The organism is Sporolactobacillus inulinus, assembly GCF_006539285.1.
In the GTDB taxonomy this organism is placed as follows: domain Bacteria; phylum Bacillota; class Bacilli; order Bacillales; family Sporolactobacillaceae; genus Sporolactobacillus; species Sporolactobacillus inulinus.
On the sequence record NZ_BJMS01000017.1, the window covers coordinates 19,885 to 46,497 of the forward strand.

The 26,613-nt window shown below is 45.7% G+C and carries 24 protein-coding genes and 1 other annotated feature; of the genes, 8 read left to right on the forward strand and 16 right to left on the reverse strand.

The genetic code is table 11. The features are described from left to right. Nucleotides 1-77 precede the first annotated feature (77 nt). Nucleotides 78-326: a binding site (T-box leader), on the reverse strand. Between the two features lie 162 nt (nucleotides 327-488). After that, nucleotides 489-671 carry a YszA family small membrane protein gene (locus SIN01_RS03575; protein WP_010026919.1) on the forward strand — a complete coding sequence of 61 codons (183 nt, stop codon included), beginning with the start codon at nucleotides 489-491 and terminating at the stop codon, nucleotides 669-671. A 10-nt stretch (nucleotides 672-681) separates the two neighbouring features. On the opposite strand, the gene SIN01_RS03580 is transcribed toward SIN01_RS03575, so the two are convergent. The 12 genes from SIN01_RS03580 to SIN01_RS03635 all read right to left on the reverse strand — a co-directional run bounded on the left by SIN01_RS03580 (nucleotide 682) and on the right by SIN01_RS03635 (nucleotide 15,146). Further along, a complete protein-coding gene (locus SIN01_RS03580; RefSeq protein ID WP_010026920.1) occupies nucleotides 682-1,728 on the reverse strand; it encodes a protein kinase family protein in 1,047 nt (348 codons plus the stop codon). Further along, the gene (locus SIN01_RS03585) at nucleotides 1,679-2,668 is read right to left on the reverse strand and encodes a hypothetical protein (RefSeq protein ID WP_010026921.1); all 990 of its coding nucleotides are present in this window, start codon (nucleotides 2,666-2,668) and stop codon (nucleotides 1,679-1,681) included. Before SIN01_RS03585 ends, SIN01_RS03580 begins: the two co-directional genes overlap by 50 nt. After that, on the reverse strand, nucleotides 2,658-4,100 hold the full coding sequence (locus SIN01_RS03590; RefSeq protein WP_010026922.1) for a LysM peptidoglycan-binding domain-containing protein: 1,443 nt from the start codon (nucleotides 4,098-4,100) through the stop codon (nucleotides 2,658-2,660). Before SIN01_RS03590 ends, SIN01_RS03585 begins: the two co-directional genes overlap by 11 nt. 213 nt (nucleotides 4,101-4,313) lie before the next feature. Then, nucleotides 4,314-5,006: a YetF domain-containing protein gene (locus SIN01_RS03595; RefSeq protein WP_010026924.1), complete on the reverse strand. Its 693-nt coding sequence runs from the start codon at nucleotides 5,004-5,006 to the stop codon at nucleotides 4,314-4,316. A gap of 148 nt (nucleotides 5,007-5,154) precedes the next feature. Continuing rightward, the gene (gene hemL, locus SIN01_RS03600) at nucleotides 5,155-6,447 is read right to left on the reverse strand and encodes a glutamate-1-semialdehyde 2,1-aminomutase (protein WP_047034827.1); all 1,293 of its coding nucleotides are present in this window, start codon (nucleotides 6,445-6,447) and stop codon (nucleotides 5,155-5,157) included. A 69-nt stretch (nucleotides 6,448-6,516) separates the two neighbouring features. Further along, nucleotides 6,517-7,101 carry a ribosome biogenesis GTP-binding protein YihA/YsxC gene (yihA, locus tag SIN01_RS03605; RefSeq protein WP_047034826.1) on the reverse strand — a complete coding sequence of 195 codons (585 nt, stop codon included), beginning with the start codon at nucleotides 7,099-7,101 and terminating at the stop codon, nucleotides 6,517-6,519. A 297-nt stretch (nucleotides 7,102-7,398) separates the two neighbouring features. Continuing rightward, nucleotides 7,399-9,117: an ATP-dependent protease LonB gene (lonB, locus tag SIN01_RS03610; RefSeq protein ID WP_010027548.1), complete on the reverse strand. Its 1,719-nt coding sequence runs from the start codon at nucleotides 9,115-9,117 to the stop codon at nucleotides 7,399-7,401. A 65-nt stretch (nucleotides 9,118-9,182) separates the two neighbouring features. After that, on the reverse strand, nucleotides 9,183-9,518 hold the full coding sequence (locus tag SIN01_RS03615) for a hypothetical protein (RefSeq protein WP_141305999.1): 336 nt from the start codon (nucleotides 9,516-9,518) through the stop codon (nucleotides 9,183-9,185). Further along, on the reverse strand, nucleotides 9,490-10,758 hold the full coding sequence (gene clpX / locus SIN01_RS03620; RefSeq protein WP_010024093.1) for an ATP-dependent protease ATP-binding subunit ClpX: 1,269 nt from the start codon (nucleotides 10,756-10,758) through the stop codon (nucleotides 9,490-9,492). Before clpX ends, SIN01_RS03615 begins: the two co-directional genes overlap by 29 nt. Nucleotides 10,759-11,226: 468 nt before the next feature. Beyond that, nucleotides 11,227-12,531 carry a trigger factor gene (gene tig / locus SIN01_RS03625; protein WP_010024092.1) on the reverse strand — a complete coding sequence of 435 codons (1,305 nt, stop codon included), beginning with the start codon at nucleotides 12,529-12,531 and terminating at the stop codon, nucleotides 11,227-11,229. A 216-nt stretch (nucleotides 12,532-12,747) separates the two neighbouring features. Further along, the gene (locus tag SIN01_RS03630) at nucleotides 12,748-13,812 is read right to left on the reverse strand and encodes a tetratricopeptide repeat protein (RefSeq protein ID WP_010024090.1); all 1,065 of its coding nucleotides are present in this window, start codon (nucleotides 13,810-13,812) and stop codon (nucleotides 12,748-12,750) included. 89 nt (nucleotides 13,813-13,901) lie between these two features. Continuing rightward, nucleotides 13,902-15,146 carry an aminopeptidase gene (locus SIN01_RS03635; protein WP_010024089.1) on the reverse strand — a complete coding sequence of 415 codons (1,245 nt, stop codon included), beginning with the start codon at nucleotides 15,144-15,146 and terminating at the stop codon, nucleotides 13,902-13,904. A 145-nt stretch (nucleotides 15,147-15,291) separates the two neighbouring features. On the opposite strand from SIN01_RS03635, the gene SIN01_RS03640 reads away from it, so the two are divergent. The 3 genes from SIN01_RS03640 (at nucleotide 15,292) to SIN01_RS03650 (ending at nucleotide 16,586) form a co-directional block, all read left to right on the forward strand. Beyond that, nucleotides 15,292-15,654, forward strand: coding sequence for a YolD-like family protein (locus tag SIN01_RS03640; RefSeq protein ID WP_010024087.1), 363 nt, complete (start codon nucleotides 15,292-15,294; stop codon nucleotides 15,652-15,654). A gap of 71 nt (nucleotides 15,655-15,725) precedes the next feature. Beyond that, the gene (locus SIN01_RS03645; protein ID WP_010024085.1) at nucleotides 15,726-16,412 is read left to right on the forward strand and encodes an SOS response-associated peptidase; all 687 of its coding nucleotides are present in this window, start codon (nucleotides 15,726-15,728) and stop codon (nucleotides 16,410-16,412) included. A 78-nt stretch (nucleotides 16,413-16,490) separates the two neighbouring features. Beyond that, nucleotides 16,491-16,586, forward strand: a complete 96-nt coding sequence (locus SIN01_RS03650; RefSeq protein ID WP_039744900.1) for a YjcZ family sporulation protein — start codon at nucleotides 16,491-16,493, stop codon at nucleotides 16,584-16,586. Between the two features lie 71 nt (nucleotides 16,587-16,657). Here SIN01_RS03650 and SIN01_RS03655 read toward each other — a convergent pair whose 3' ends face one another. After that, complete coding sequence (locus SIN01_RS03655) at nucleotides 16,658-17,821, reverse strand: iron-containing alcohol dehydrogenase (protein WP_010024084.1); 1,164 nt, start codon at nucleotides 17,819-17,821, stop codon at nucleotides 16,658-16,660. A gap of 238 nt (nucleotides 17,822-18,059) precedes the next feature. Between SIN01_RS03655 and SIN01_RS03660 the strand changes: the two genes are divergently transcribed. Both SIN01_RS03660 and SIN01_RS03665 read left to right on the forward strand, forming a co-directional pair. Continuing rightward, nucleotides 18,060-18,710 carry a TIGR01906 family membrane protein gene (locus tag SIN01_RS03660; protein ID WP_010024083.1) on the forward strand — a complete coding sequence of 217 codons (651 nt, stop codon included), beginning with the start codon at nucleotides 18,060-18,062 and terminating at the stop codon, nucleotides 18,708-18,710. 83 nt (nucleotides 18,711-18,793) lie between these two features. Then, nucleotides 18,794-19,585 carry an SDR family NAD(P)-dependent oxidoreductase gene (locus SIN01_RS03665; protein ID WP_010024081.1) on the forward strand — a complete coding sequence of 264 codons (792 nt, stop codon included), beginning with the start codon at nucleotides 18,794-18,796 and terminating at the stop codon, nucleotides 19,583-19,585. 254 nt (nucleotides 19,586-19,839) lie between these two features. Here SIN01_RS03665 and SIN01_RS03670 read toward each other — a convergent pair whose 3' ends face one another. The 3 genes from SIN01_RS03670 to SIN01_RS03680 all read right to left on the reverse strand — a co-directional run bounded on the left by SIN01_RS03670 (nucleotide 19,840) and on the right by SIN01_RS03680 (nucleotide 24,218). Next, nucleotides 19,840-21,810: a fructose-1,6-bisphosphatase gene (locus SIN01_RS03670; protein ID WP_010023187.1), complete on the reverse strand. Its 1,971-nt coding sequence runs from the start codon at nucleotides 21,808-21,810 to the stop codon at nucleotides 19,840-19,842. A gap of 361 nt (nucleotides 21,811-22,171) precedes the next feature. Continuing rightward, nucleotides 22,172-23,245: a PTS sugar transporter subunit IIC gene (locus SIN01_RS03675; protein WP_373864393.1), complete on the reverse strand. Its 1,074-nt coding sequence runs from the start codon at nucleotides 23,243-23,245 to the stop codon at nucleotides 22,172-22,174. A gap of 31 nt (nucleotides 23,246-23,276) precedes the next feature. Beyond that, nucleotides 23,277-24,218 (reverse strand): 2-dehydropantoate 2-reductase, encoded by a 942-nt coding sequence (locus SIN01_RS03680; RefSeq protein WP_047034786.1) that lies wholly within the window; start codon nucleotides 24,216-24,218, stop codon nucleotides 23,277-23,279. Between the two features lie 375 nt (nucleotides 24,219-24,593). Here SIN01_RS03680 and SIN01_RS03685 point away from each other — a divergent pair, with 375 nt between their 5' ends. Both SIN01_RS03685 and SIN01_RS03690 read left to right on the forward strand, forming a co-directional pair. Then, nucleotides 24,594-25,511, forward strand: coding sequence for a YczE/YyaS/YitT family protein (locus tag SIN01_RS03685; RefSeq protein WP_010026663.1), 918 nt, complete (start codon nucleotides 24,594-24,596; stop codon nucleotides 25,509-25,511). 82 nt (nucleotides 25,512-25,593) lie between these two features. Beyond that, on the forward strand, nucleotides 25,594-26,595 hold the full coding sequence (locus SIN01_RS03690) for a zinc-dependent alcohol dehydrogenase family protein (RefSeq protein WP_010026662.1): 1,002 nt from the start codon (nucleotides 25,594-25,596) through the stop codon (nucleotides 26,593-26,595). Nucleotides 26,596-26,613 lie beyond the last annotated feature (18 nt).

Here is a 26,613-nt window from a genome sequence, read left to right on the forward strand (position 1 = left end):
TGACCCCTCCCTTTTTCCACCTATAATCTGAACCGTTTTGGATGAGGCGCTAAAAACGCAAAAAGAGCTTTCTCCGTCACAAGGACGAAGAAAGCTCCGCGGTACCACCTTTATTTACGCGCAAAAAACGCGCCTCATTCATTCGATAACGGACTCCCGGAACTTTCCTAATAAGTCGGTTCGACCGTTCAGAAAGACTGCTCAAGGGCTACTTCCATTTCCGCAGGCTAAAGAAGTCTCTCAGCGCATCGGCTTCTCTCTCTTACAGAGACTTGCTCGTCTCTTCTAGCTTAAAGAAATGTACTCCTCCCTGTCTCAGCATTTTCACTTTGACACAGATCGTAGTTGTGTTTTGTACTCATTATATATACATACGGCTGGCTTCGTCAACGTTTGCTTATAAAAAATTGCCGCACATGAAGCATACACCGCTCATAGACTATAGTATAGCCAAAAGAATGGTCAGGGAAACAATGGGAGTGATCTGCGTGTTCAAGAAAAATCGTTTGCAACCTTTTTTTAAAAAATGCCGGGAAGGCTTAGGCGTGATCGTACTTCCGCTTGCCTTGTTTCAGCTTATTCGTACGATCTTTCTGCCGACAACTTTGGATGTCATGCTGACTGCCCTTCTCTTTTTTATTTATATCGGTTTCTTAAAGCATTGGCTGTAACTGATCTGAATTAATCGTCAGCCTCTTTCTTTTCTGCCGCTTCTTTTTGTTTGCGCAGTTCATCTTTCCTCTTTTGCTCTTCTTTCATCATTTTTGTAATTGCTGTATACATGAATTGATGCGTCTCACAAAGACGGGTCCACCGGCTGACAAACCATTGCTCATCGACCGTCTCCGATTGACTGTAACGAATAAGCAAATTGGCGTGAGCACTGGGAAATAAAAGAAAATGCTGCAAAAAGCCCCGTTCTTCTTCATCTAGCGGACAAGCCGATTGATACGACTGATATAATGCGCGCCAATCCGTTTGCTTCTGCTCAAGCATTACCGCTGCCTGCTCAAATAAAGCAGCTGTTTCCACAATGAAAAAACCGTCCTCACTGTTTTCAAAGTTGGTCAGACAGCTACGTTCATTTTCAATCAACAAATGGAGTGGCGTGAGCCGTCCGTGACAGAGTGCGCGACGCATTTCTTTACTTTTTCCTTCTTCGTCTTTATCACGACTGAAAAATTCACGTGCACGCTGCATGTTTTCAAGATAAATAAACGCACTTTGAAGGACGGTCTGTTCGAACGGCGATGGGTAAACATGATGCTCGGCAGTGTAGAGAAAATGCTCCCAAATCATTTGCCGCTGACTCAGTACCCGAACCATAGCTTGGTAAAGCGCGGCGCACTCCTGCTTTCTCTCCATCGTCTGACGATGCAGCTGTGCCGCTTTATGAAAAAGATGGCGGTAACGTTCCGGCAGGTTCGATGCATCAACGGTTTCCTGAAACCATGGCATTAAATAATAGCTGGTCTCTCTGTCGCGAATGATCAAATCGCCGTATTTCGTCGGAAGCGGACAAACCGCATCAATCACCAATCGCCGTGCGAGCGCGTAAACCGTCTGAAGTGCACGCATTTGCCGGTCATTTAAAACTTTTCGTTTCAAAGCAAAGCGTCCGGAATACGTATCCACTCGGGTTAGGCTGCCCTCGGCGGCAAGGTTGATCGGAACAAGGTCATAGTAAAAGAGTATTCGATTGATCCAGCTGCTGTCCTTCTGATCCACTTGGTGCACCTCCGCCTGCCCTCCCCGATTGAACGCCAATGTTCTCCAATAAACGGATCAGCTTAATTTTCTGATCCCAGACACGCCTGAACACATCTGAGGATCGATCCACAGGTACATCGCCCTGTAAACTCGCTTGCAAGAGACGGATCCACTCGTCCGGAGCAAACCATTCGGCAAGCATCAGATCTGCATTTTCCCGATCAAAGAATCCCTTTAACGCTAATTCTTGAAGGAGCTTCCCCATCGATTGCCCGCGCTGCGCCTGCAAAGCGTCCGTTAAGACAAAGCGTGCCAAAACGCCGCATCCATCCGTCGGTTCGGATTGCCCAAGTTCAAAGAACAGCGTATCAAAGAGCGCTTTGCACGAATCATGTGAAAAATCTGCAGGCAATAAAAAAGCGGACCGTCTGTATTGATGCTGCTCACGCAAACGGTCCGCCTCTGCAGCCCGCGTACATGCGGACGAATAACAAGCAGAAACAATCCCCCAAATTTCCGGATCCAGCTCGTGCATCTGTTTTGCTTGTTCAAAGAGTGTATGAACTTGAATCTGCATTTCTGTCTTCGATTCGTCAACAGGCTGGTCCCGGCTCGTTCGGCTAAGATCCGTTAAAAAAGCTGCCCACTGCTGTTCGTTATTGTTCAGCGCAAGCGGCTCCATTGGGGCGTCATGGCACGTCATTGAAAAATTACCGAACCGTACCGACGGAAGCCCTGCCCGAGTCACATACATCCGATCAACAAAAAAATGTTCATTTTTTACGTGGTTCCGCCACTTTAAATGTAAGTGGAGCAAGGCTTCATCTGTCCATAGTCGAATTCTCTTAATCCCGCGTTCCGTATCAATAAGCAATGGCTGCTCACATGCAACGTTCAACTGTCGAAAGCCATAATTCGCCTGAAGAGCGGACAGAACAGCCGCAAGATCAGGATTCATCTTTTACAGCCTTTGAACTTTTGGGAATATAAAGAAGTTCACCCGGTTCAATGTCTCCGGTTGTTCGTGCGTTTTTGCGCAAGAGCGACGTTACCGGTACGTGATAGCGTTCAGAAATCGTTTCAATTGAATCGCCCGTTTGCACAATGCAAATTTTCATACGCGTCTTTTGTTCTTCCTCATCACCAGCAAGCACTTTCGTCAAATAGAGGCTCGTTGGATCCGGTGCTGCCTTCTCTTTGCCTTCAGGCGCATCTTTTTGTTGGGCGCTTTCTTTAATCGCCGGCTTTTCTTGAGTATCCTCCGGCGGTGCCGCCAGTTCCGATCCAAGCGGAGGCGCTGACGGCGTTGATGGCGTTGATGGCGCAGATGGCGCAGATGGTGCTGGAGCTTCTGAACGCGCCGCTTCCGTGGCTTCTTGAGCTTGCGGATCCATTCGTTTAAAGGCAATTGCCGGTGTGCCGGTATCACTCGGATCATCATCCGGTTTTCGAAATGCATCGTACTGAAAGGTTTCCGCCGCTTCATCGCTCAAACGATCGGTTGGCATTTCGTCAAAATCAGCGCTCAAATCGCTGCCACTTTGGAATACATCATCGGATCCGCGCTTTGTCTTTGAAGCCGGGGCTTCTGTTTTTTTTGCAGGCTTCTTCTCTGCTTTGGCTGGCTGCGTATCCTTATTGGCAGCCGCTTTTTTTGCGGGTCCTTGGTTGGCGGTTTCTTTTTTGGCAGCCTCTTTTTTGGCAGCCGCTTTTTTAGCCGGCTCCTTTTTGAACTCGGATTTTTGATCCGCTGCTTTTGCTGGTGTTTTTTTCGCTGCACTCTTTTCCGGTTTCAACGGTTTTTCTGCTTTCTTTTCAGACTTCTGTTCCGGCTCTGCTTTTGCTGCCGGCTTTTGCACTGGTTCAGGCGCTTTAACGGGTTCTGCAGGCTTTACCTTAGGCTTCTGGACGGGAGCCGCAGCTTTTGGCTTTTCCGTTCGACTCGTCACAGGCTGCTTGTTGGCCAGACCGGTGATTGAAATGTCGGCCTGCAGCTGGATATGGCGGTGCTCGGACAGTTCATAGTCAAATGAATCAATAACCACGAATAAATCTTCCAGATTCGGGACGCGATCCGAAGGAATGGTGATATCAATTGGAAAACGATGTTCTAACTTATCAGTTCCATTACCCGTATCCATGATTTCATCTATGGTGCGGAACGGGGCTGCATGTTGTTCCGAAACGTTTGCCGCGTTTGCCGCATCTGCAGGCTTATATTCTCCGGTCAATCGAAGAAAGCCTTTGATGGTCACGTCATTCCAATTCTCTTCAACCGTAATATCCGGTTCCAGAGCCATTGATAGTATTTCTTCAGCTGGTGCATCATCTCTGAGCCATACCGATTCATTTATTGAAAACTGTAATCGATCATTCGACGATTGAGACATTCCTTCCACCCTCTCATCCATTCTTAATACTGTTCTATGCATCAAAAAATGAATTATGCGAAATGGGCGGGAGGTGGACTAATTTATACTATGGTCTCGTCACCGACGATGGTACCGCAAGCGTCTCGCGCCTACGCGTGGTAAAATGCCGCTTCTCCCTTTAACAGCAAGAGAAAAAAGGCTATCTCTTTAGCCTTGGGCTTTGGGATAACCTCATCTTCTCTCATTTTCATTCATTTTCTCGATAAAAATGCCCTCATCTTTTTTCCATTCGCAATAATAGACATCTTTGTAACTGCGAATATGATGCCTGCGAAGATTTTTCAGCAGCCACTCTTCGTTCAATCCAGCTTCTTTTAAATTGTCCCAATCCACTTCTCCGTCTTCAATGATTGTTATCGGCAAATTCACCGGTTTTTGCTGCTTCTGAAGGTCCTCCATCGTCGGCGTCGCATATTGCGACTTTTGTTTTACACTAATGGATCCGTCCGTTTCCAAAATGGCAAAGGCAACTTCGCGAATGGAAAAGACATCTTTATGTCGAAGCAGATTTTGCAGCATATTGATGTCCAGCTTTTCCTTTCTCATCGCTTCTCGATCCATATGTCCATTGCGAATGACGATTGTTGGCTTCCCTTCAAAGAGTTTCCTCGTTCCGCGGAACTTCTGGGTCGACCATTCAACGGCGTAGATCATCAGTCCCCAAAGTGCAACCGCGAAAACAATCGATCCAATGCCAATCTTCTTATCGTAAAGCGCGTTTCCAACTAATTCACCAAGTACGATCGCTGAAATAAAATCGAAAGCCGTGACTTGTGCCAATGTTGCCTTTCCCAATATCTTCGTCATTAGGAACAAAGAGACAAAACCGACAATCAGTTCCACAGCTACTTGTACAAAATGCATCGTTTCCGACCACCTTCGAACCAATCTTAATCTCAAAGTTAGTCTTTCACGACATCACGAAAATTATTTACGAGCGAGCGACTCCCTACACACTACTTGGTTCTTGGTTATGAAAAAAAGATCGGAACTCGGCATTCCGATCCAGTCCTTATTCATGTTCCGCAATGAATTGAAACGCATGTTCCGCTGCTTGAATCGTTTTGTCTATATCTTCCATTGAATGTTTGGTTGATAAGAAAACCCCTTCAAACTGCGACGGCGGCAAGGACACGCCTTGCTCGATCATCTGCGCAAAATAGGTCTTAAAATGATCCAGATTCGATGACTTCGATCTTAGATAATTAATCACCGGCTGATCTGTAAAAAAGATCCCCATCATGGCCCCCGCTTGATTAACAGTAAGCGGAATGCCGTATTTTTCCGCTGCTTTCCTATACCCTTTGGCCAAGCGATCTGTTTTTTCACGGAATTGCGGATAATCCTCGGGGGTCAGTTGGCTCAGCGTCATATAACCGGCGGCCATAGCAAGCGGATTTCCAGATAGCGTTCCCGCCTGATATACAGGGCCTTCAGGGGCTACTTGGCTCATGATATCCAATCGTCCCCCATAGGCGCCGACCGGAAGCCCGCCACCGATTACTTTGCCAAGCGTCGTCAAGTCCGGAGTCACCCCGAAATAACCTTGGGCGCAATGGTATGCAACACGGAATCCGGTCATGACTTCATCAAAGATCAACAGCGCACCATATTCTTTTGTAATCTGCCGCAGAGACTGCAGGAATCCGTCAATTGGTGGGACAACGCCCATATTGCCGGCGACCGGTTCAACAATCACGCAAGCGATGTCATGACCATATTGTTTGAAGATTTCAGCGACCCGTTCCGCATCATTATAAGGCACGGTTAGGGTATCCTTGGCAAGTTCTGCCGGAACACCCGGGCTGTCCGGAAGTCCAAGTGTCGCCACTCCCGAGCCCGCTTTAATTAAGAGTGAATCCGCACTGCCATGATAGCTGCCTTCAAACTTCAAAATTTTATCCCGCCCGGTATATCCACGTGCCAGACGGATCGCACTCATGGTCGCTTCTGTTCCTGAGTTGACAAAGCGTACCTTATCAATCGATGGAACACGCTCAATAACCAACTTTGCCAGTTTGCTCTCAAGCACTGTTGGCGCCCCAAAGCTTGTCCCTTTTTCAGCAGTTTCTTTAATAAAAGCAACAACTTTTTCATCAGCATGGCCAAGAATGAGCGGCCCCCAGCTTAACACGTAATCAATATATTCATTTCCATCAACATCATAGATCTTCGAAGCTTTCCCATGATCCATAAAAATAGGACTGAGATCTACCGATGGAAAAGAGCGGACAGGGCTACTGACACCGCCAGGCATTAACGGTTTTGCTTCTTCATAAGCCGCAATCGATTTACTGAAATTCATACTATCTAACTCCCCCTCACACATGTTCTTCACATGTGTATGTATCGCTTGCCTTATTCTGTATCTATTTTAGTTCAAAAAGGATTCAATCGCACGCCATGCCTCTTCCTTCCCCATTCCGTTAAATGATGAGAAAAGAATTAGAGGGTCGTCTGTTTTAAGCCCTAAATCGCGCCGAATGATTTGTTTGTGCTTCTGAAATTTGCTCTTTGGAATCTTGTCCGCTTTTGTCGCAATCGTAACGACCGGATGTCCATAATAAGTAAGAAATTCGTGCATCTGAATATCTTGTTTGGACGGCGGATGGCGTAGGTCGACTAAGTGGACGACGGCACTGAGCTCCTGACGTTCGGCGAAGTATTTTTCGAGCATTCGTCCCCAGGCTTCTCTGTCTTTTTTCGATACCTTTGCATACCCGTACCCAGGTACATCCACAAAATAAAACGATCGGTTAACTATAAAGTAGTTCAATTTCTGCGTTTTGCCTGGTTTCTCAGAGGTACGCACAAGATTGCGGCGATTTAGCATTGTATTGATAAAGGACGATTTTCCAACGTTTGATCGGCCGGAAAGCGCAATCTCCGGAAAACCTTCCGATGGATATTGCGCTGGACCAACGGCACTGATCACATAGTCTGCTTGTGTTATTTTCATGTTCATCTCTCTCCTCAGATCGACTCGCTATGCGCAAGTCCGGCATCTGCTCATGTATACACATTCTATCTTAACTGACGCGATACTGTCCAATCAGCGTCAGGCTTACGGCTTCTCTCTTTTTACAACGCTCCAAGCACGCGCATCAACAGAACACAACCCTATGCGGTCCGAGAAGCGCGCCTCTGCATGGTTGGTTACACCCTTTTACTTGTTCTGGTAAGGATTACTCCCCTTATCGAAAAAAAAACAATTCCGGTCGCTGATTGATGCAGCACCCGGAATCCGATGAACCTTTTATCCTTGTTTTTCAATTGTTGCATTTGCCGGTCGTGCAGATAGCGAACGGTTAAACGAGAGTTCAGAACCTGCTCTAAGCTGCTTGGTACTTGCATCCGCTTCTGCAGGGCACAGGCAGAGCTCAAGGACTTGATGCAGCGCTTCAACCGGGATGATCTCTGCCTGATCAAAATGCTTAAGCGTCTCCTGCATATTCTCTGTAGGAATAATGATCCGTTTCGCGCCCGCTTCAACTGCTGCTTCTACCTTTGCCATCACACCGCCAATCGGTTTGACTTGGCCGTGAAGCCCCAGTTCCCCAGTCATTGCAATGTCTGGATACACTTTTCGACGCATAATTGCCGAGCTGATCGCTACAGCCATGGAAATCCCGGCTGACGGTCCGTCAACAAGTGCTCCTCCCGGGAAGTTTACATGAATATGGTAGCGGTATGCGGCTAGACCCATTCGGTTCAGTACAGTCAATACATTTTCCACGGATGCGCGTGCCATACTCTTTCGTGTAATTGTTCGCGATGAATTGCCCATCGATTCTTCTTCAGCAATACCCGTGATCATCAAGCTACCTTCATGACGGCTCTTCACAGCAGACGCTTCCACTTCCATCAACGTGCCAAGTCCTGGTCCATAAACGGCGAGACCATTGACCAATCCAATTTCAGGAGCAGCCGGGACCTTACGATTTGGTTTCGGTACTAATCTGCTGGAACGTACGACCCATTCGATTTCATCCATATGAATCGCTGCATCTTTTTCCTTTTTCTCTGATGCAGCGCCTGCGGCAATCTGCATGATGTTTACGGCTTCACGTCCACTTTTCGCATATTCAGCAATTTTTGCCAAACACTCATCGGAAATATTGAGATTTAATTTGCGTGCAGCTCGTTTTGCAATTTTTTTAAGATCGCTGCGTGTCAAGTCATTGAAGAAAATTTCCAGACATCGTGAACGAATTGCAGGCGGAATTTCTTCAGGGCGTCGCGTGGTCGCGCCGATTAGACGGAAATCAGCAGGTAGCCCGTTTTTAAAGATGTCATGAATGTATGCAGGAATCTGATGATTCTCTTCGTTATAATAGGCACTTTCCAAAAACACCTTACGATCTTCCAACACTTTCAACAATTTATTCAATTGAATGGGATGCAGCTCGCCAATCTCATCAATAAACAATACTCCACCATGCGCTTTGGTGACCGCACCTTCCTTAGGTTGCGGAATTCCTGCCTGTCCCATCGCACCTGCTCCTTGATAAATCGGATCATGAACCGATCCAATCAGCGGGTCGGCAATGCCTCGCTCGTCAAAACGTGCCGTTGCTCCATCAAGCTCAACGAATGGTGCGGAAGGCCTAAAAGGAGATTCCAAATTGCGTTTTGCCTCTTCAAGAATAAGGCGTGCTGCTGCTGTTTTTCCAACCCCCGGCGGCCCATAGATGAGCACATGTTGCGGGTTTTTTCCGCAAAGCGCTGCGCGAAGTGCGACGATCCCATCCTGCTGCCCCACCACATCGTCTAAGCTTCTTGGCCGAATTCGTTCGGAAAGTGGCTCGGACAACGATCTGCTCCGCATTCGGTTTAATTCGGCCATTTCTTTCTTTGATTCCTTATCTATAGATATTTTCTGAACCCGCTGATTGCGCAGCAGACTGAAAAAATACAGCCCAATGATCACACCGAAAAAAATCTGTGTGAAAATAAGCAAGATCATCCAACTCATTCGCTCTGCCTCCCATTGCGGCCACATTCAGGCTCCTGTTTTCGTGGCACTGCTTCTAGAGGCTATTATTTCCAATCAAAAAGTGAGTTAAACACCAAACCTGAAAAGCAAGAAAAAAAACCGGGCCACGCCCAGTCCTTACTACCGCAAGATGCGGTGGCTTTCGCGTTGGGCACAGGATGTGCGCCGCGAATCATCATACCAGCAAGACCAAATCTTATACTTTGTACGTAAATACAAGTTAGACGCTTTATCTCAATGGCATTTTCATTCAAGTGGTGTCCAGCACTCCCCAAGCGGGTCATGAATGTTTCTTTACCTGCAAAAAAGAAACGTCCCCGGATGAAGACGTTTCTTCTAAACAGCGAAAGCTTATGCACTTTCTTTTGGCTTTTCAACACTGACTTCGGTTCCGTCGTCCAGAATCAGGGTTGGACGTGCCTTGCCTTCAACCGTTTCCTTTGTAATGATACATTTATCAATATCTTCGCGGGACGGCAATTCATACATCACATCAAGCATCATGCCTTCAATGATAGAACGCAGCCCGCGGGCACCGGTTTTCCGTTCGATCGCAAGTTTCGCAATTGCTTCGAGCGCTTCTTCGTCGAATTCAAGATCGACATCGTCAAGTTCAAGCAGTTTCTTGTACTGCTTAACGAGCGCGTTCTTCGGTTTGGTTAGAATTTCAACGAGTGTGTGTTCATCCAACTGTTTCAGCGTACTGATGACCGGAAGACGACCGATAAATTCGGGAATCAAACCAAACTTCAGCAAATCTTCAGGAAGAACATTTTTCAGTGCGTCGTCACGATGCATGTCCTGTGCTTTGCTGCCGGCACCAAAGCCGATGACCTTTTTGCCCAATCGACGCTTAATGATTTGTTCAATCCCATCGAAGGCACCGCCACAGATGAACAGAATGTTGGTCGTATCAATTTGAATAAATTCCTGATGCGGGTGCTTGCGTCCTCCCTGTGGCGGCACACTTGCTACCGTTCCTTCAAGGATTTTCAGCAATGCCTGCTGCACGCCTTCCCCGGATACATCACGTGTAATCGACGGATTTTCCGATTTGCGGGCAATCTTATCAATTTCATCAATATAGATAATCCCTTTTTCGGCTTTTTCAACATCATAATCGGCCGCCTGAATCAGCTTGAGTAAAATGTTCTCAACATCTTCGCCAACATAACCAGCTTCGGTTAGCGAGGTAGCGTCAGCAATGGCAAACGGAACATTCAGGATTCGCGCCAGCGTTTGAGCAAGCAGGGTTTTGCCACTACCGGTCGGCCCAATCATCATAATGTTGCTCTTGGAAAGCTCAACATCATCCGGTTTCTGTTTGCTGTTAATCCGCTTGTAGTGATTATATACAGCCACGGACAGGCTCTTCTTTGCATCCTTTTGCCCAATAACATAATCTTCCAGGATCGAGCAAATTTCCTGCGGCTTCGGGATATCTTTAAATTCGATTTCTTCATCGGTACCTAATTCTTCTTCTACAATTTCCGTACATAACTCAATACACTCATCACAAATGTAAACGCCCGGTCCGGCCACAAGTTTACGCACCTGATCTTGGGTTTTACCGCAAAATGAGCATTTTAACTGTCCTTTTTCTTCATTGAATTTAAACATTTTTTCACCCCTGTTCTGCTTTCCTCATCAACGTTTCAGAAGAGCGAAATCTTGGTCAATTTTGTATTGACTCTTATTCATCCCATGCATTCGCTACATTATAGCTTTCCCTTTTTCCTATAAATCGAACGAGGATTGGAAAGCTTTGCATCTGGAAAACCATGCTGCATTTTATCACAAAATACCTGCATAAATGTAAATGATTTGCCGGCATTGTCCCATCATAGACTGATCGTTATTGATGAAGCCAGGAATAGGAACGGATGTTTCTGGATCAGCAGCGGATGTTCTACTCGGCAACTAACTATGTAGGCATTGTAACATAAATACATGCTCCCGATAAGCTATATGCCTTACTGAGTACACTATGTATTGCAAAGAAAAATTATTTATTTTTCTTCGCCTTCTTTAGATATAAATAATTGGCAGACGAGACCGTCCGCCAAAAAAGTTCATTTATGTCACACTTTATTTAGCTTCGGCAGCTTTTGGCTTGCTGTTTTCCACAAGGAAATCAACCGCTTTGCGCAGTTTCAAATCACCTTTAATGAAGTCGGTTCCGCCCATTGCAGCTTTGATCTGATCTGCACCGATCTTGTACTGATCCGCCATTTTTTTCAGTTCTTCTTCAACTTCTTCATCAGAAGCCTCAATGGATTCAGCTTTAGCAATTGCTTCAAGTGTCAGATTCGCACGCACGCGTTTTTCAGCATCTTCCTTCATCTGATCGCGCAATGCATTTTCGTCGGTGCCTGTCAGTGAAGAATACATTTCCAGAGTCATGCCTTGTCCTTTAAGACGCTGTTCAAATTCTTTCACCATATTGTCCTGTTCATTAGTGATCATCACTTCAGGAACGTCAATTTCTGCATTTGCGGCTGCTTGCTGCACAACGCTGTCGCGCTTGCTGTTTTCAGCATCAGCTTCACGATGTTCTTTCTGATGATTCTTGATTTTTTCTTGTAATTCAGCGAACGTTTCAACATCGTCATCAACGTCCTTGGCGAATTCATCATCAAGTTCAGGAAGCTGTTTCTGCTTGATTTCATGAACCTTTATCTTAAACGTTGCTTCCTTGCCCTTTAATTCTTCAGCATGGTAGTCTTCCGGGAAGGTTACAACCACGTCTTTTTCAGCTCCGACTTTCACGCCGATGAGCTGATCTTCAAACCCAGGAATAAAGGAGCCGGATCCAATTTCAAGTGAATAATTTTCAGCTTTTCCGCCTTCAAACGGCTTATCATCGACATAGCCGTCAAAATCGATAACTGCAGTATCACCTTTTTCGATTTCTCCGTCTTCTTTAACAACGAGTTCAGCATAGCGTTCCTGAAGATGTTTGATTTCGTGAGCGACATCTTCATCGGTAACTTCCGTGCTCTTCTCTTCGACTTCAAGACCTTTATAGTCACCGAGTTTAACTTCCGGCTTAACCGTTACATCTGCCTTGAGTACCAGTTTTTTGCCTTTACCAATTTCTTCGATGTCTACTTGTGGCTTGTCCACAGGTTCAATACCGGTTTGATCGATTGCATCAGAATACGCACTCGGAAGAACAAAATCAATTGCATCTTCATACAGACTTTCTACACCGAAACGCTGTTCAAAAAGAACACGCGGCACACGACCCTTGCGGAAACCAGGCACATTGACCTTTTTAGCAACCTTTTTAAAGGCTTTATCAAGGGCTTGATTAAAACTTTCGGCATCAACTGAGAACGTCAGCGTGCCTACATTACCTTCTTTTTTTTCCCATTTTGCATCTACAGTCATTCGCTTTTACCTCCAACATCTATCTTCATGCTATTCTGCATCTTGGTTTTCTGCCTGAATGGCGTGCAAACTGATCCATTTTTCCGCCAGTTCGAGGCTGATGACTCGACGACTCCTTTAGCAACGCAATTGCAAACCATGTTATTATAACATAACCGTTTCCTATGAAAAACACATTTGTTGCAAATTATCGACATAACCACCTGTTTCAATACGCTAAGACCAAATGTCGTATGCCTCTACACGATGCAGCATGCTCCTCGCCACGCGAAAATCATCCTCATTTACATCAAAGTACCCGAGAACTTCTTTTTTTTCCTGTTCCGATTCACTGCCCATAGCCCGTAAGCAGAAGATTGCCGCCCAAACTTCAGGTTGCTCCGGTACAATCGGTTTCGGATAAACATTCATGGTAAACATGCGTTCCATTTCAACTGCTGACGTGGTCAATGTCGGATTTTCCGATTCCATCGTTCGGCGAATCACCGCTTCGATTCGATCCGCAAACTTTTTATTCAAAAAATCCGTGTGATCCAGCTGTGCATCGTAAATTTCACCAAATTTCTGCACAGCCACTCTCTGAGCGAGATGACCTTCCTTAACCGCACAAAGCAGCATCGTCTTGAGCTCCATAGGCTGCTGATCATCGAGCAGAAAACGCTGGATTTCCGGAAGATGAGTTGTCCTTAATTGATCGGCTAAGTTATTGAGGAGCAGCATTTGGCTAACTGTGTCCGCCTTCTCCAATGCCGGCCAATCAATGGACTGTTCTTGGTGCTCCGTGTCCGCATCAGGTTCAGTCGCTTGATCCGTTCTATCGGCTTCATCCAAACCAACATCGCTCCACGAAGGTTCATGCAAACGAATCTGACAGAATTTCTGCATGTGAACTAAAAACTCTTTGAATTCGATGGGTAATCCTTTCTTCTTACGAATCCTCAAGATTTCACGGATCGCGCTCGTGTAGTCCTTGCGCTCAATAAGAATGGTGAGATAAAGCCGAAACACCTCGTAAAAATAAGGTGTATCTGCTTCAAGCAGCTGCACCACGGCTTTTTCCGCTTCAGAGTAATCCCCCAATTCAATGGAGCAAACGGCCCACCCATAAAGCGCACGAACATCCCGTGCATTCAATTCCAACAGCTTGCCAAACAACTGACAAGCTTCCTTATATTTTTTCTCTTCAACCAGCAGCATGGCTTTGCTCAGTAAGCGTTCTTCCAAATGAGGAATCGGCACCACATTGCCACTGCCGCCAATCGATCCGCCTCTTTTTTTCATCGTTCGTCCCGCTTCCAAAACTTTATTTTAAGAATATCAGTTTCTCGCAGGCTTCGCAATTTAGGTGCGAAAAGCTCCCTCAAATTGGCTCAATCAAATGAGAATGCCCAAGCACCCTTGCGGAATACGGGCACTCGCCTGCCGTCTTGAGTGATTCCATCAATATCCAGTTCTCCAGAACCAACCATAAAATCTTCATGAATTAAACTATCGTTTACCCCCGCCTGATCTAGTCCGGCTTCATCAAGGTCATTACCGCCTTTAATACAGGTTGGATATGCTTTCCCCAATGCCAAATGGCACGATGCATTCTCATCAAAGAGCGTGTTATAGAAAACGAGTCCCGATTCGGACACCGGTGAATGGTGCGGAACCAATGCCACTTCGCCGAGCCGACGCGCATTCGGATCAGACTCAAGCAGATGCCGCAACGCATCCGCACCTTTTTCAGCTGTGAAATCAACGACTTCCCCATCCTTAAAAGTGAGCGAGAAACCGTCAATGATGCGGCCGTCGGCATTCAATGGTTTGGTACTGGAAACGGTGCCGTTTACACCACGTTTATGCGGCATCGTAAATACCTCTTCTGTAGGAATATTGGCGTTGAACATAATACCGCTTGTCGAAGGTCCTGAACCACCGCTCCAAATATGCCCTTGTGGCAAATCAATCGTCAGATCCGTGCCCGGAGCAGAATAAATTAATTGTTTAAAATTCATGCGGTTCATAAATTCACTGGCTTTATGCATTGCTTCATTATGTTTGTTCCATGCTTCAATCGGATCCTCATTGCCGCTGACTCTGCTGATCCGCAGAATTTCTTCCATTAGCAGCGTTTGCGCTTCTTCTGTATTTTTGTCCGGGAAGATTTTTTTCGCCCACGCTTTTGTCGGGTATGCGACAATCGACCATTGCGTTTCATCTTTCATAATGGATTCCATATACGGCTTCAGTCCGTTACTGGACGCCCTCATATAGGCACCGACACGCGCATCGTCGATCGTATCCAACAAATCCGGGTTTGGTCCGTAAATATGTAAAACTGCATAGTTATCTTTGACTGCTGCATTTTGCGCCGCAAATTTCCAATTTGGAATTTGCTTTAACGCTTCCTCAGGTGCTCGCTGCAAACGCAATCTTTCCGTTTCATCGTCACCCCATCGCATCGTGACGTCTTTTGCACCCGCTTGGTAGGCCTCCTCAGCAACAAGATTTGCAAAACCTGCTGCTTCAATTGGAGACGTCAGGAACAAGCCTTGCCCCGGCTGCAGATTAACGCCAATTTTTATCGCCAATTTGGCAAACTTTTTTAATGATGCTTTATATGGTTCCATATTCTTGCCTCCCTGTTTCTTTTTCTTAATTATAGCCCACTTTATACCTATGGAAAACTTTGGATCCGGAAAGCCTATTGATAAATGCACACATAAGAACGTATATTCGTGTATACTATTCCTTAGAAAATAAGGAGGGGTTCGGTTGAAACACAACAAATTGACAAAGGGATCAAATATGCGCTGGGAGTCAAGCCGAATGATGCTCCCTGAACACGTTGCCGTACTCAGAGAAATGGCACGTCATGCGGATAGAATTGCAAAACCGCAGTTAGATGAGCAAAAACTTGAGGAACTTGAACGCATGATTCATGATGCATCAAGCAGAAAGCTGCCCATCGATCTTGACTATTATCATGATGGGAAAATCCATACATTGAAGAACTGCACCGTCTCCATTGATTCGTGTGTTCAGAAGGTACGCATTTCCAATCCCTCTGGTATCGCTCAAAACCTCCCGTCGCAGAATATTGTCGATGTTCGATTCAGCAGCCGTCAGGACATTTGACTACTTGTTAGAATCTGTGTTCAGATCTGCTATACTTTATGAGGAACGTCAAGGACAGGAGGGATCATACGTTGTGCGGACGATTTACGCTAATCGCTCCTTTTGAGCATTTGATTTATCGCTTTCAGATTGAGCATGCATCGGGAGAAGCGCTCTATCAGCCCAATTATAATGTTGCACCGGGTCAGAATATTGTTGCCGTTGTGAAAAGTTCGGATGGAAATCGAATGGGCTTCCTCCGCTGGGGCTTAATTCCGTCTTGGGCCAAGGACGAGAAAATCGGCTGGAAATTAATCAATGCCCGCGCGGAAAGCATCGCGGAAAAACCAAGCTTCCGCAACGCATTCCGCAGAAAGCGCTGCCTTATTGTTGCTGATTCTTTTTATGAATGGACGCATCACATGCCTAAGGAAAAAGTGCCCTTTCGATTTGTTATGAAATCCGGATCGCTTTTTGCAATGGCCGGGTTATGGGATTCCTGGAGAACCAAAGACCAGCAATTGATTCACAGCTGTACCATTATTACGACTAAGGCAAACACAATCATGCAGCCGATCCATAACCGAATGCCGGTGATCTTAAATCATGAAGATGAAGCACGCTGGCTCAATGCCTCCAGCGATTCAAAAACGCTGCGTGATCTTCTTCGTCCGTATGATTCAGAGCAGATGGACTGCTACGAAGTATCACGCGATGTCAACTCACCGCGCAACAACGCCCCTTATCTGATCGAAAAGCAACAAACACATCACGAGTAGGACTTAGGCAAACACTCAAGCGCAGATACCGATCGTTTCATATAAATAAAGTATCTCGTGATGAGGAGGTGTCGGCTCATGGGCGCTGTATATGGCGGATATGGCAACGGCTTCGCATTGCTGATCGTTTTGTTCATTTTGCTTATCATTATTGGTGCTGCTTATGTTTATTGATTCATTTCATCGCCCATCAAAGGGCAAAAAAATCCGCCGCTCCTCAGAGACAGGCGGATTTTTCTGTAGCATCAAAGTGAAGCTTGATAAATGGCAAGTGCATCCTGCCTGCCCAGTACCTTAAATTGACCGAAAGCGCCTCGTGCTATCGCACGGTCAGCGAGAAGATCAAGCTTGCTGTCGTCAATCGAATAGTCAGCCAGTCTGCTTGGTGCGCCAATGCTGGTCCAGAATTCACGAAGCGCACGGATTCCTTCAAGGGCAACCTCACGATCCGATTTGCCCGCAGGATCGACATGGAAAACACGCTCGGCCAGTTGCTTAAATCGAGCGACATTAACGTCTAGATTATGCTTCATCCAATTTGGGAACAGAATTGCTAAGCCACCGCCATGTGGAATATCATACACCGCGGATACTGCATGCTCTAGATTATGACTTGCCCAGTCACCTTCAAAGCCCATGGAAACCATCCCATTCAAAGCCATTGTACCGCAATAGAGAATCGTTTCGCGAAGCTCATAGTTTTCAAGATCATGAACAAGCTTCGGAGCAGCCTCAATGACCGTTAGCAAAATCGACTCACACAGACGGTCTTGAAGGGGGGTATGTTCTGCCGGATGAAAATAATGTTCAAAGACATGAGCCATCATATCTACCATACCGTAGATGGTTTGATTTTTCGGTACGGAGAACGTGAAGCTGGGATCAAGGATAGAGAATGCAGGGTATGAAAATGGACAACTCCATCCGTATTTCTCATGAGTTTCCCAATTTGTGATTACAGAGTTTGGGTTCATCTCCGATCCGGTCGCAGCAAGCGTGAGCACCGTGCCAAATGGAAGTGCGTCCTTTGCTGTCTCTTGACGAGTAATAAACGCCCAAGGATCACCGTCAAACTTCGCGCCGACGGCAATCGCCTTGGTACAGTCGATTACGCTCCCTCCTCCCACGGCGAGCAAAAAGTCAATCGCATGTTCATTGCAAAGCGCAACACCTTTTTTTACCGTTGTCAATCGCGGATTAGGTTCAACGCCTGAAAGTTCATAGACCTCGGCATTTATTGCCTTAAGCCGTTCAAGCACTTGGTCATACAGCCCGGTGCGCTTAATACTCCCGCCGCCATAGACCAGCAAAACGCGTTTGCCGTATTTCGCGACCTCGGTTTTCAATTGATCAAGCTGCCCTTTGCCGAAGATGAGCTTGGTTGGGTTGTGAAAAATAAAATTGTCCATAAAAGGATCACTCGCTTTCATAATAGATCTCCCGCCATTTCGTTCTTCTTCATTATAACCGCTGCACAGCTTCCTCGCTAAGAAAAAACATCATTTTCAAAACCATCATGAGCGTTGAATCCACTCAGGTCCTATGTTTCGTCACGAATCCTTTCTTTTTGAATTTCCTTGTCCGATAGGTGATAATGAGCGTATACGAAATTAGCGGTCAACGATAAGCTTAAGGATGTGTCATGGATTGTTCTTTTCAACCTATCGCCTCGGCCAGTTTGGACTGGCTGTCAGTATTGCCGTCTTTGTCATCTGTTTTGCTATACTTGTTGCACTTGGTTTTACGCCGCTTTATTATTTTGATGTGCAGCATCTGAATCTAGTAGGTCAATCCGGCTTCAGCTATGATCGGATCGTGGAAAATTACAACTATACGATCCAGTATCTCATCAACCCGCTACCGCAGACGTTTCATCTTCCTTCGTTCGATTATTCGCGTGCGGGCAGTATTCATTTTCAGGATGTGAAACGTATTTTTACAGACATTGAACTTCTGCTGGTTGTTTCAGCGATGATCAGTGTCATCGGAATTCGGCGAAAAAGCAAGCGCCGGGATTTCAGCTTTTTAAAACCAACCGCAATGCTGCTCGTTGTGTTTACACTCCTCCCGCTTACGCTGTTTGCCATCGATTTTAACGGGACATTCATCCTGTTCCATAAACTCTTCTTTAGAAATGATTACTGGGTATTTGATCCAGAGACCGATCCGATTATTACGATTCTCCCGGAAGCCTTCTTCCTTCACGCTGCGCTGCTGATCCTTTTCATCATTGCCGTTGCCATATGCGCCATCGTGATCATTGCAAAACAATTTAAAAAGCGCAGCATTTCACTTTGAGACTCACCCAATCCATGGATTCCGTCTCAGTCATGTTTGGCATCACCTTAACTAGGGAACAAAAGGAGTAAGGAGGGATTTTTTTGAATTTAGGCTTACAAAATAAGGTTGCCCTGATTACCGGTGCCGGCAATGGTATGGGGCTTGCAATCACCAAGTCTTTTTTAAAGGAAGGCGTAAAAGTAGCGGGCGGTGATTTGACTACTGATCATTTAAAAGATCTTGCACCCGCCGATAAACTTCATCTCGTAACCGCCGATCTCAGTACAAGAGAGGGAGCAGAATCACTCGTCAAAGAAGCGGTCGATCATTTCGGACGTATCGATATTTTAGTTAATAATGTCGGTATCGCTAACTATAAAGACAGTTTTCTAAAATTGACGGATGAAGACTGGGATAAAACCTTGCAGACAAATTTGTATTCCATGATCCGGACCACACGTGCCGCTCTGCCCTACTTAAGAAACCAAGAGCACTCATCGATCATTTCAATCGCATCAGAAAGTGGTCATGTTCCCGATGAATTTGCGATTGACTACAGTGTCAGCAAAGCCGGCGTGATTAATTTGACCAGTGCACTCGCCTATGAGTTTGGCGGAGACGGTGTACGCGTTAATTGCGTTTCGCCCGGACCAACGCGGACACATATGTGGGAACAGCCCGGAGGTATGATCGACATGCTGGCTGAGAAGTTCTCTATGGACGGCGAGAAAGCGGTGCAGCATTTTGCCAAAAATGTCCGACAGATCCCGCGCGGCGAAATTGGCCGACCCGAAGAGATTGCTCATGCGGTTCTCTTTCTGGCGTCAGATCAAGCGTCTTATATCAATGGGGCTGAACTTCCAGTAAATGGCGGATCAATCAAATATCATTAATCCAGCAATAAACTGCTGATTAAGAAAAACTAGGCTGTGCTTGGTACTTAAACCATCCTGGTTTTTGTGTAGCTCCGATTGCTCGCTTGCCGCGGGCGCCAGAGCACCTCCGCTTTGATTCTTGGTTGCGACGGCCATGGACGGCCTAGTGTTCGGTGAGCCGCAGGACGCGGCGTTCTACCGAACCACGTACACTCGTTTCAGTGTAAAAAAAAGTCCAAACAAGACCATCGAGCCTTGTTTGGACTTTTCGTTTAAACCAAGAAACGTTCATTGGAACGGTCCGTTTGAATGCGCGCCTTTTTTTGATATTTATAAAAGAGTAATTGGTCCAGCACAGCAATTTGCTTCATCAGTTCACGACCAACATTGGTTTCTCGAACCTTTTTCCGTCTCAATTTTCGATCAACCAGCCGCCGTACCGAAAGCACATCGGTTCCGTTAATCAGAACGTCTTCTTTTGAATGAAAATGTTTATGCGCGACGAGTTGCATCCCATAGGAATTGTAAAGCAGTGTGTACCCAGCTATCCCGGTTTTTGGCTGATATGCTTTAGAAAAGCCGCCATCAATAACAATCATTTTGCCGTTTGCTTTAATTGGATTTTCTCCGTTCCGTTCTTCAACCGGAGTATGCCCGTTGATGATGTGCCCTTCATCAGGATCAAGACCAAATTCACGCAAAATGTTTCGGCAGACATGTTCCTGTTCACGTAACGTATAGTAAGGATTTTTTTGCTCCACATGAGTTGATTTATCTTCAATGAAGTAACGTTCAAAAGTTGTCATTTCCTTCTTGCCAAACAGTGATGAGTTCTCACCGGTCCATAGGTACCAGAACATATCCGTTGCAAAATCATCCGTTTCCTGAGGCTTTGCGAAACTTTCACGTACGAAGTGTTCAAATGCATCAAGCAGCTGTTTGCCGGACAGATGCTTTCCTTGAACCGTCATCTGCCGCATACTCCCATCTTCATTAAGCGGAATGCAGCCGTGAATGAGCAGATTCCCATTATAGTTCAGATAGAGGCTCCCTTTAGTGACTAAAAAGTTCATATGCCTCGCCAGCTTTTCAGAATGCTGCATCGCATAGAGCAGTCTATTGATCACCTGCGTCTCCTCGTCAAGCAGCCTGCCCGGATCAATTGGATCGACTGTTGCAAAGCAGGTATCCTTGAGTGGGTAGCGCTTCCCATTCAGGTCAATGGTTTGCTTTTCAAAATCGACGTGTTCGAGAAGCATTCGATGCTCCATCTGAAACTCCGGACGACGTTTCATAATTTGCATTTCTAATTTAAATTGAATGATTGCAATCGCTTGATGAATCTTCGTGATTTGCAGCCGTTCTTCTTCCGAGAGTTGGTCCTCACGCATGACTTTTGGCTGAAATGATTGCCGATCATGGTAATACTTATCCGCAAGATTGAGCAAAGGGATCAGGTTGATTCCATAGACATCCTCAATAATATCAAGGTTATTATAACGGGCACAAATCCGAATCAAGTTGGCAAGACATACTTTTGAACCTGCATAAGCCCCCATCCAAAGCACGTCATGATTGCCCCACTGAATATCCGCAGAGTGGTAGTGCATCAGCGTATCCATAATTCGATCCGGGTATGGTCCGCGATCATAAATGTCGCCGACAACATGGAGATGATCGACAACCAGTCGCTGTATGGTATACGCAAGTCCGATGATCAATTTACTTGCCTGACCTAATGAAATAATCCGATTAATAATTTTGGAGTAATACTCTTTTTTATTAGAGAATTCGTCCGTTTTGTAGAGGAGTTCCTCGATAATGTAGACAAAATGCTTTGGCAGCGCTTTGCGCACCTTGGATCTTGTATATTTCGTGGACGCAAACGCGGTCAGTTTAACCATTCGTTCAATCGTTGTCTTAAGCCAGGTATTGAAGGAATCTTGATGAAGCGTCTTTCGTACAAGTTGAAGCTTTTCCTCCGGGTAATAAACGAGGGTAGCAAAATCATCCGTTTCGTCTTGCGTCCAATTTTTAAATAAATCACTGATTTTCTGTTTCACGTTGCCGGAACCGTTCCGAAGTACCTGTTGAAACGCGTCATATTCTCCGTGCAAGTCACTGACGAAATGCTCTGTTCCCTTAGGCAAATTCAATATCGCCTCAAGGTTTATCAGCTCGGTCACAACTTTTTCTTCACGATCATACTTTTCAGCGAGCAAATCCAAATAGTTTGTGTCCATTGGTTTCTCCTTTACCCCTAAAATAGTGCTGATCCGCGCCAGTAAAGAGAGCGTTTTCAACGGAGCGTTTTAAAAAAAACACCATACAACCGCCCCTATCAGTCATTCAAGTATATCACATTAATAGATATATGTCTCATATTTGTTTTGTATTCTGATTAAGAGATGAAATCACGTTGCATCATTGGCACATAATCAAAAAGGGACTGTCCCAAAAAGGGATAAGCGAAGGGTGTCTCATCGTGATCGACCCTTGAGACACCCTATAAACGTATTCTATTTAATAACAGTCATGCTTGGTTGTGGTGATTCGTATCGCCCGCATCTTAGGGCGCCGCACAGCTGCACTTTTATCGCTACATCATCCGAGATAATGGAATACTTTTTCTTTTTTATATAGGTGCAATAGTTTTTCAAACACAAACTGTACGAGAAGGCCGGCAATGATCGGGATGATGAACCAAACGACGACGGCAAGCCAGAGATTAAGGCCGGCGGTAATCGAGGCAAGTGGGCCTACCAGGCCGACGAGACCGAACCCGGCGGATGAGGGAACACCGGATACTCCGAACACTGCAACTGGGACGGCGCTGACAACGGCAGTGGTTAGAATAGGAAGCAGGATAATCGGATGTCGGAACAAATTCGGCATCATCATTTTCATTGCCCCTAACGCAATTGCCAGGGTCACTCCGGATTTATTCACTCGCCACGAATGAATAACCAGAACGATCGTCGTTACAGCAACACCCATGGCTGCAGCACCCGCGGATACACCATTCAGTTGAATTGCCATTCCAATTGCAACGGTCGAGATTGGCGAAATAATGAGAATCGCAAATGAGCAGGCAATCAAGATGCTCATCAAAATGGGTTGAAGTGTTGTAAAGGCATTAATGATTCTGCCCAATGATGTCGTAATGTAGGAAACGTAAGGCAGCAGAATCAAGCCAATAATACCGGCACCCCCGCCAATAACAATCGGTGAAAGCACGATGCTCACCGACCCGAATTTATTCCCGATCCAAAGCACCATAAGCACTGCGATCGCTGCCGTAATCATTGTATTAATCAGATCTCCGGTCCCGGTGCTTAGATAGCCGCCCACCGCATGAGTCGCATTGTTGGTAATGGCCGGTGAGAACTGCGTGACACCTGATCCCACATAAGCCGCACCAGCAACAACCGCCATATTCATCGGACTGAATTTGAATTGCACAGCGATTAACGCACCGATAAGCAGCGGCGTCGCGACTTGAAAAACAACAACCGCGTGGGAAATAAAAAGTGCGATGCTATTATCGCCAAACAAATTAAGAATCGCACAAAGTACCGCGTTAGGGATCAGACCGACAATGATCCCTAACGCTGTTCCCGATAATACTTTATTTATAAAAACTTTCGTGGTAAGCCGTTCTTCATATTCCGTCATCATCAATTCCCCCTTTATGAATCATGGGCTTCAGCTACTTCGCTTTAAGGATTTGTTCCTTCGCATGAATCAATTCTGTCAATAAGGCACAATAAGGTGTCGGTACGCCGTAATCCTCGCCTTTTCTGGCAACAGCGCCATTAATATAATCAATTTCTGTCAAACGATTATTTTTGATCAGATCCTGATGCATGGATGGATAGTGAAGGCCAATCCCGTTCGGATCAAAAGTCTCAACCACATGCTGCAAAATTTCCTTTTGATCGAGAATGACATGCTCTTTTGCCGCAACTGCAGTAAATTCACTGATAATGGCTTTAAGAATCGGAATAGCTTCGGTTGTCGCGCCAAGTTCGCTAATGTTTGCGTTCAAAATCGTACACGTGCTGTTCAATGTCCCATTCACACACGCTTTTCGCCAAACAGAATACTTCACATTGCTGCTGTAAACCCCGTTTAGACCGGCATTTCTCAATTCGGCAACAATTTTTTTGGCGTTCTTTTCTCCCTCAGCATCAATATTTTGTAATTCTACTTCCCCGGTTCCAAATAGCTTTACCTTTCCCGGTCCTTCCAATCCCGCCGTCCACATCGTAATACCGAGCAGGATGTTTTTTTGGGGCACATAACGCGCGAGCGTATCCTCATGCCCCAAGCCATTGAGCAAACAAAGGACCATCGTTTCCAATCCCAAAAGCGGTTTAATGGATTGAAGCATGTCTTCCAGCTGAATGGCCTTTGTAAACATGATGATTAGATCGGCCGGCTTGCTGTTTGACGCTATTTCATCAGGATAGAAAATGGGCATTCGTGTTGTACTCCGTTGGCCATTGATGTTCGCGCTTAATCCGTTTTTTTTAATTGCTTCAACATGGTCGCGCCATTTATCAATCAAAATGACATCGTTCCCCGCATTGTACAGCATTAATCCAAAACGGCTCCCCATTGCGCCGGCCCCAGCAATCACTATTCTCATCGTTTATTCCTCCTGGCTGATCGTTTTGTATGCGATTACATAATATTCTCATCACAATATTTTTGTGAAATTTTTCTCATATTTTTATCTCGGATGAGGTGTGGTCAAAAAGCACATTCTATCGAATAGAACCGGGAACCAAGGTCAATGAAAAAAACTTTTCACGCGTGTTTATTCGCCCTTACCCGTGCCGCTCGGCTAACGATGTCCTTGACAAAAGAATGAGTTATTGAAAGAATTAATAGAGAACTACCGCTCGGAAATAAATTTCATAATTGTCACTCATTGATCCGTAGGAACTGCGGAATCGATGAGACATCGAATCGTTTTAGCTTTTGACAACAGCATAGAGCAAAAAAAATTGGAGGAAATTTTGTGATTGAAGAAGAAACGCATCCGCATCAGTTTTTTGAACGCATCATTAGATCTTTAGTTTCTCTCGTCGGCGTAGCCATCCTCGCACTGGGTGCGACACTATGCAAAGTCGGCAATGTCGGGCTTGATCCATTTACTGCAATTAATCTTGGCATATCAGACAAACTGCATTTAAGCTTGGGCGTCTATCAACTGCTGGCGAATATTGTGATCATCATCTTTGTCCTTCTCCTTGATCGAAAAAAGATCGGAATCGGAACCGTTTTTAATATGGTGCTTGCCGGTTTCCTGATCGATTGGTTCTCAACTCTGTATTCGACCATGTTCCACTATCAGCCAACCCTGCTGACATCGATCATAAACGGTATACTTGGTTTGCTGGTCTTTACACTCGGTACATCACTCTACATGACCGCAGACCTCGGTGTCGCTCCTTACGATGCACTCGCCCCGATTGCATCAACGCGGCTGAATATCCGCTATCTCTATTGCCGTATCGTACAGGATATCGCTTTTATGATCGGCGCATTGATCATGGGCGGACCGATTGGCCTCGCAACAATTATTATTTCGTTCTTTGCCGGACCGCTAATTACCTTTTGGGATCAGCATGTCAGTGAAAAAATGGTCAATCAACTTGTCGATTTCAGCAAAGAGCCATCCGGCAAAAAAATTGGACACGGCATCGATGTTGCCGGAAAATCAACTTACAATTTGGTTAAGGGCAGTTATATTCACACGGTTGAAATACAAAAAAAACTCTCGCATTTTTCAGATCAAGAGCTCGAACAGAAGACCAGACAGGTACGTCAAACAGCCACACAGGCGCGCCGGGTGCTTAGAACTTCATTTGCCCAATTGCTCCTTCTGAAGAAAGAGCAGAACCGCAGAAAAAAATCGGAGGATAGACAGGATTAGTCCTGTTAAAAGGGTAATTAATAGTCTATTTTACGCCCAAATTCGCATCGTGCGTGCCTAATAGGAAAGGAGTTTTTTTACTATGAAAGCACTTGTTTTAACTAAAAAGGAACATATGGAAATACAGGATCGTCCTGCAGCTCTATTAAAAAATCATGAAATTAAAGTAAAAGTCAGCTATGTTGGTGTTTGCGGCACAGACAAACATTTGTACAAGGGGCTTCCCGGTTCAGGCGATGCCAACATGCCGGTTGTTCTCGGACATGAAGTTTCCGGAGTTATTGCCGAACTTGGATCAGAGGTTCACAGCACTTTAAACGTCGGTGACCGCGTTGCGATCGACCCCAATATCCCATGTGGATTATGCCATTTCTGCCATGAAGGCCGTCCTCAGCTTTGCGAAAACAATCAAGCAGTCGGCGTCACACGAGACGGCGGTATGGCCGAATTCGTGAACGTACCGGAAACAAACGTCTATCCGATTCCAGACAGCCTCTCATTAAGAGCTGCTGCAATGGTGGAACCGGTCAGCTGTGCGGTTCACGGCATTCATGAGTTAATGATCAGGCCCCATTATACCGCTTGCGTCGTTGGCGATGGCTTTATGGGACAGATCTTCACGGCAATCCTGGCAAGTATGGGACTTAAGAAGGTTGCCGTCAGCGGCCGGAATCCGAAAAAGGTTGAGCTGCTCAAGCAAATTGGTGCCGATGACGTGTTTAATCCAGAGAAGGAGGAACATGGAGAAACCTATGATCTGGTGATTGAATGTGTCGGTGTTACAGCAACTCAGGAACGCGCGATCGCCTTGGCACGCCGCGGTGGACAGGTATTGATGTTCGGCGTCGCTGATCCCGAAGCTTCGATCCAAATAAACGCTTATGATGTCTTTTTTAAGGAATTAACGATAAAAGGTGCATTTATTAATCCTCATGCCATGCAGGATGCGATACAGATCATGACAAATCGAATTGATGTAGAAACACTAATCACGCATGAGCTGCAGCTCGAAGATATTCCAAAGATTCTCGATGGAACAATTAAGGAAAAAATCACGAAGGCGGTTGCCCGCATCGCTCAGTGAGCCGTTCCGGGCAAAAAG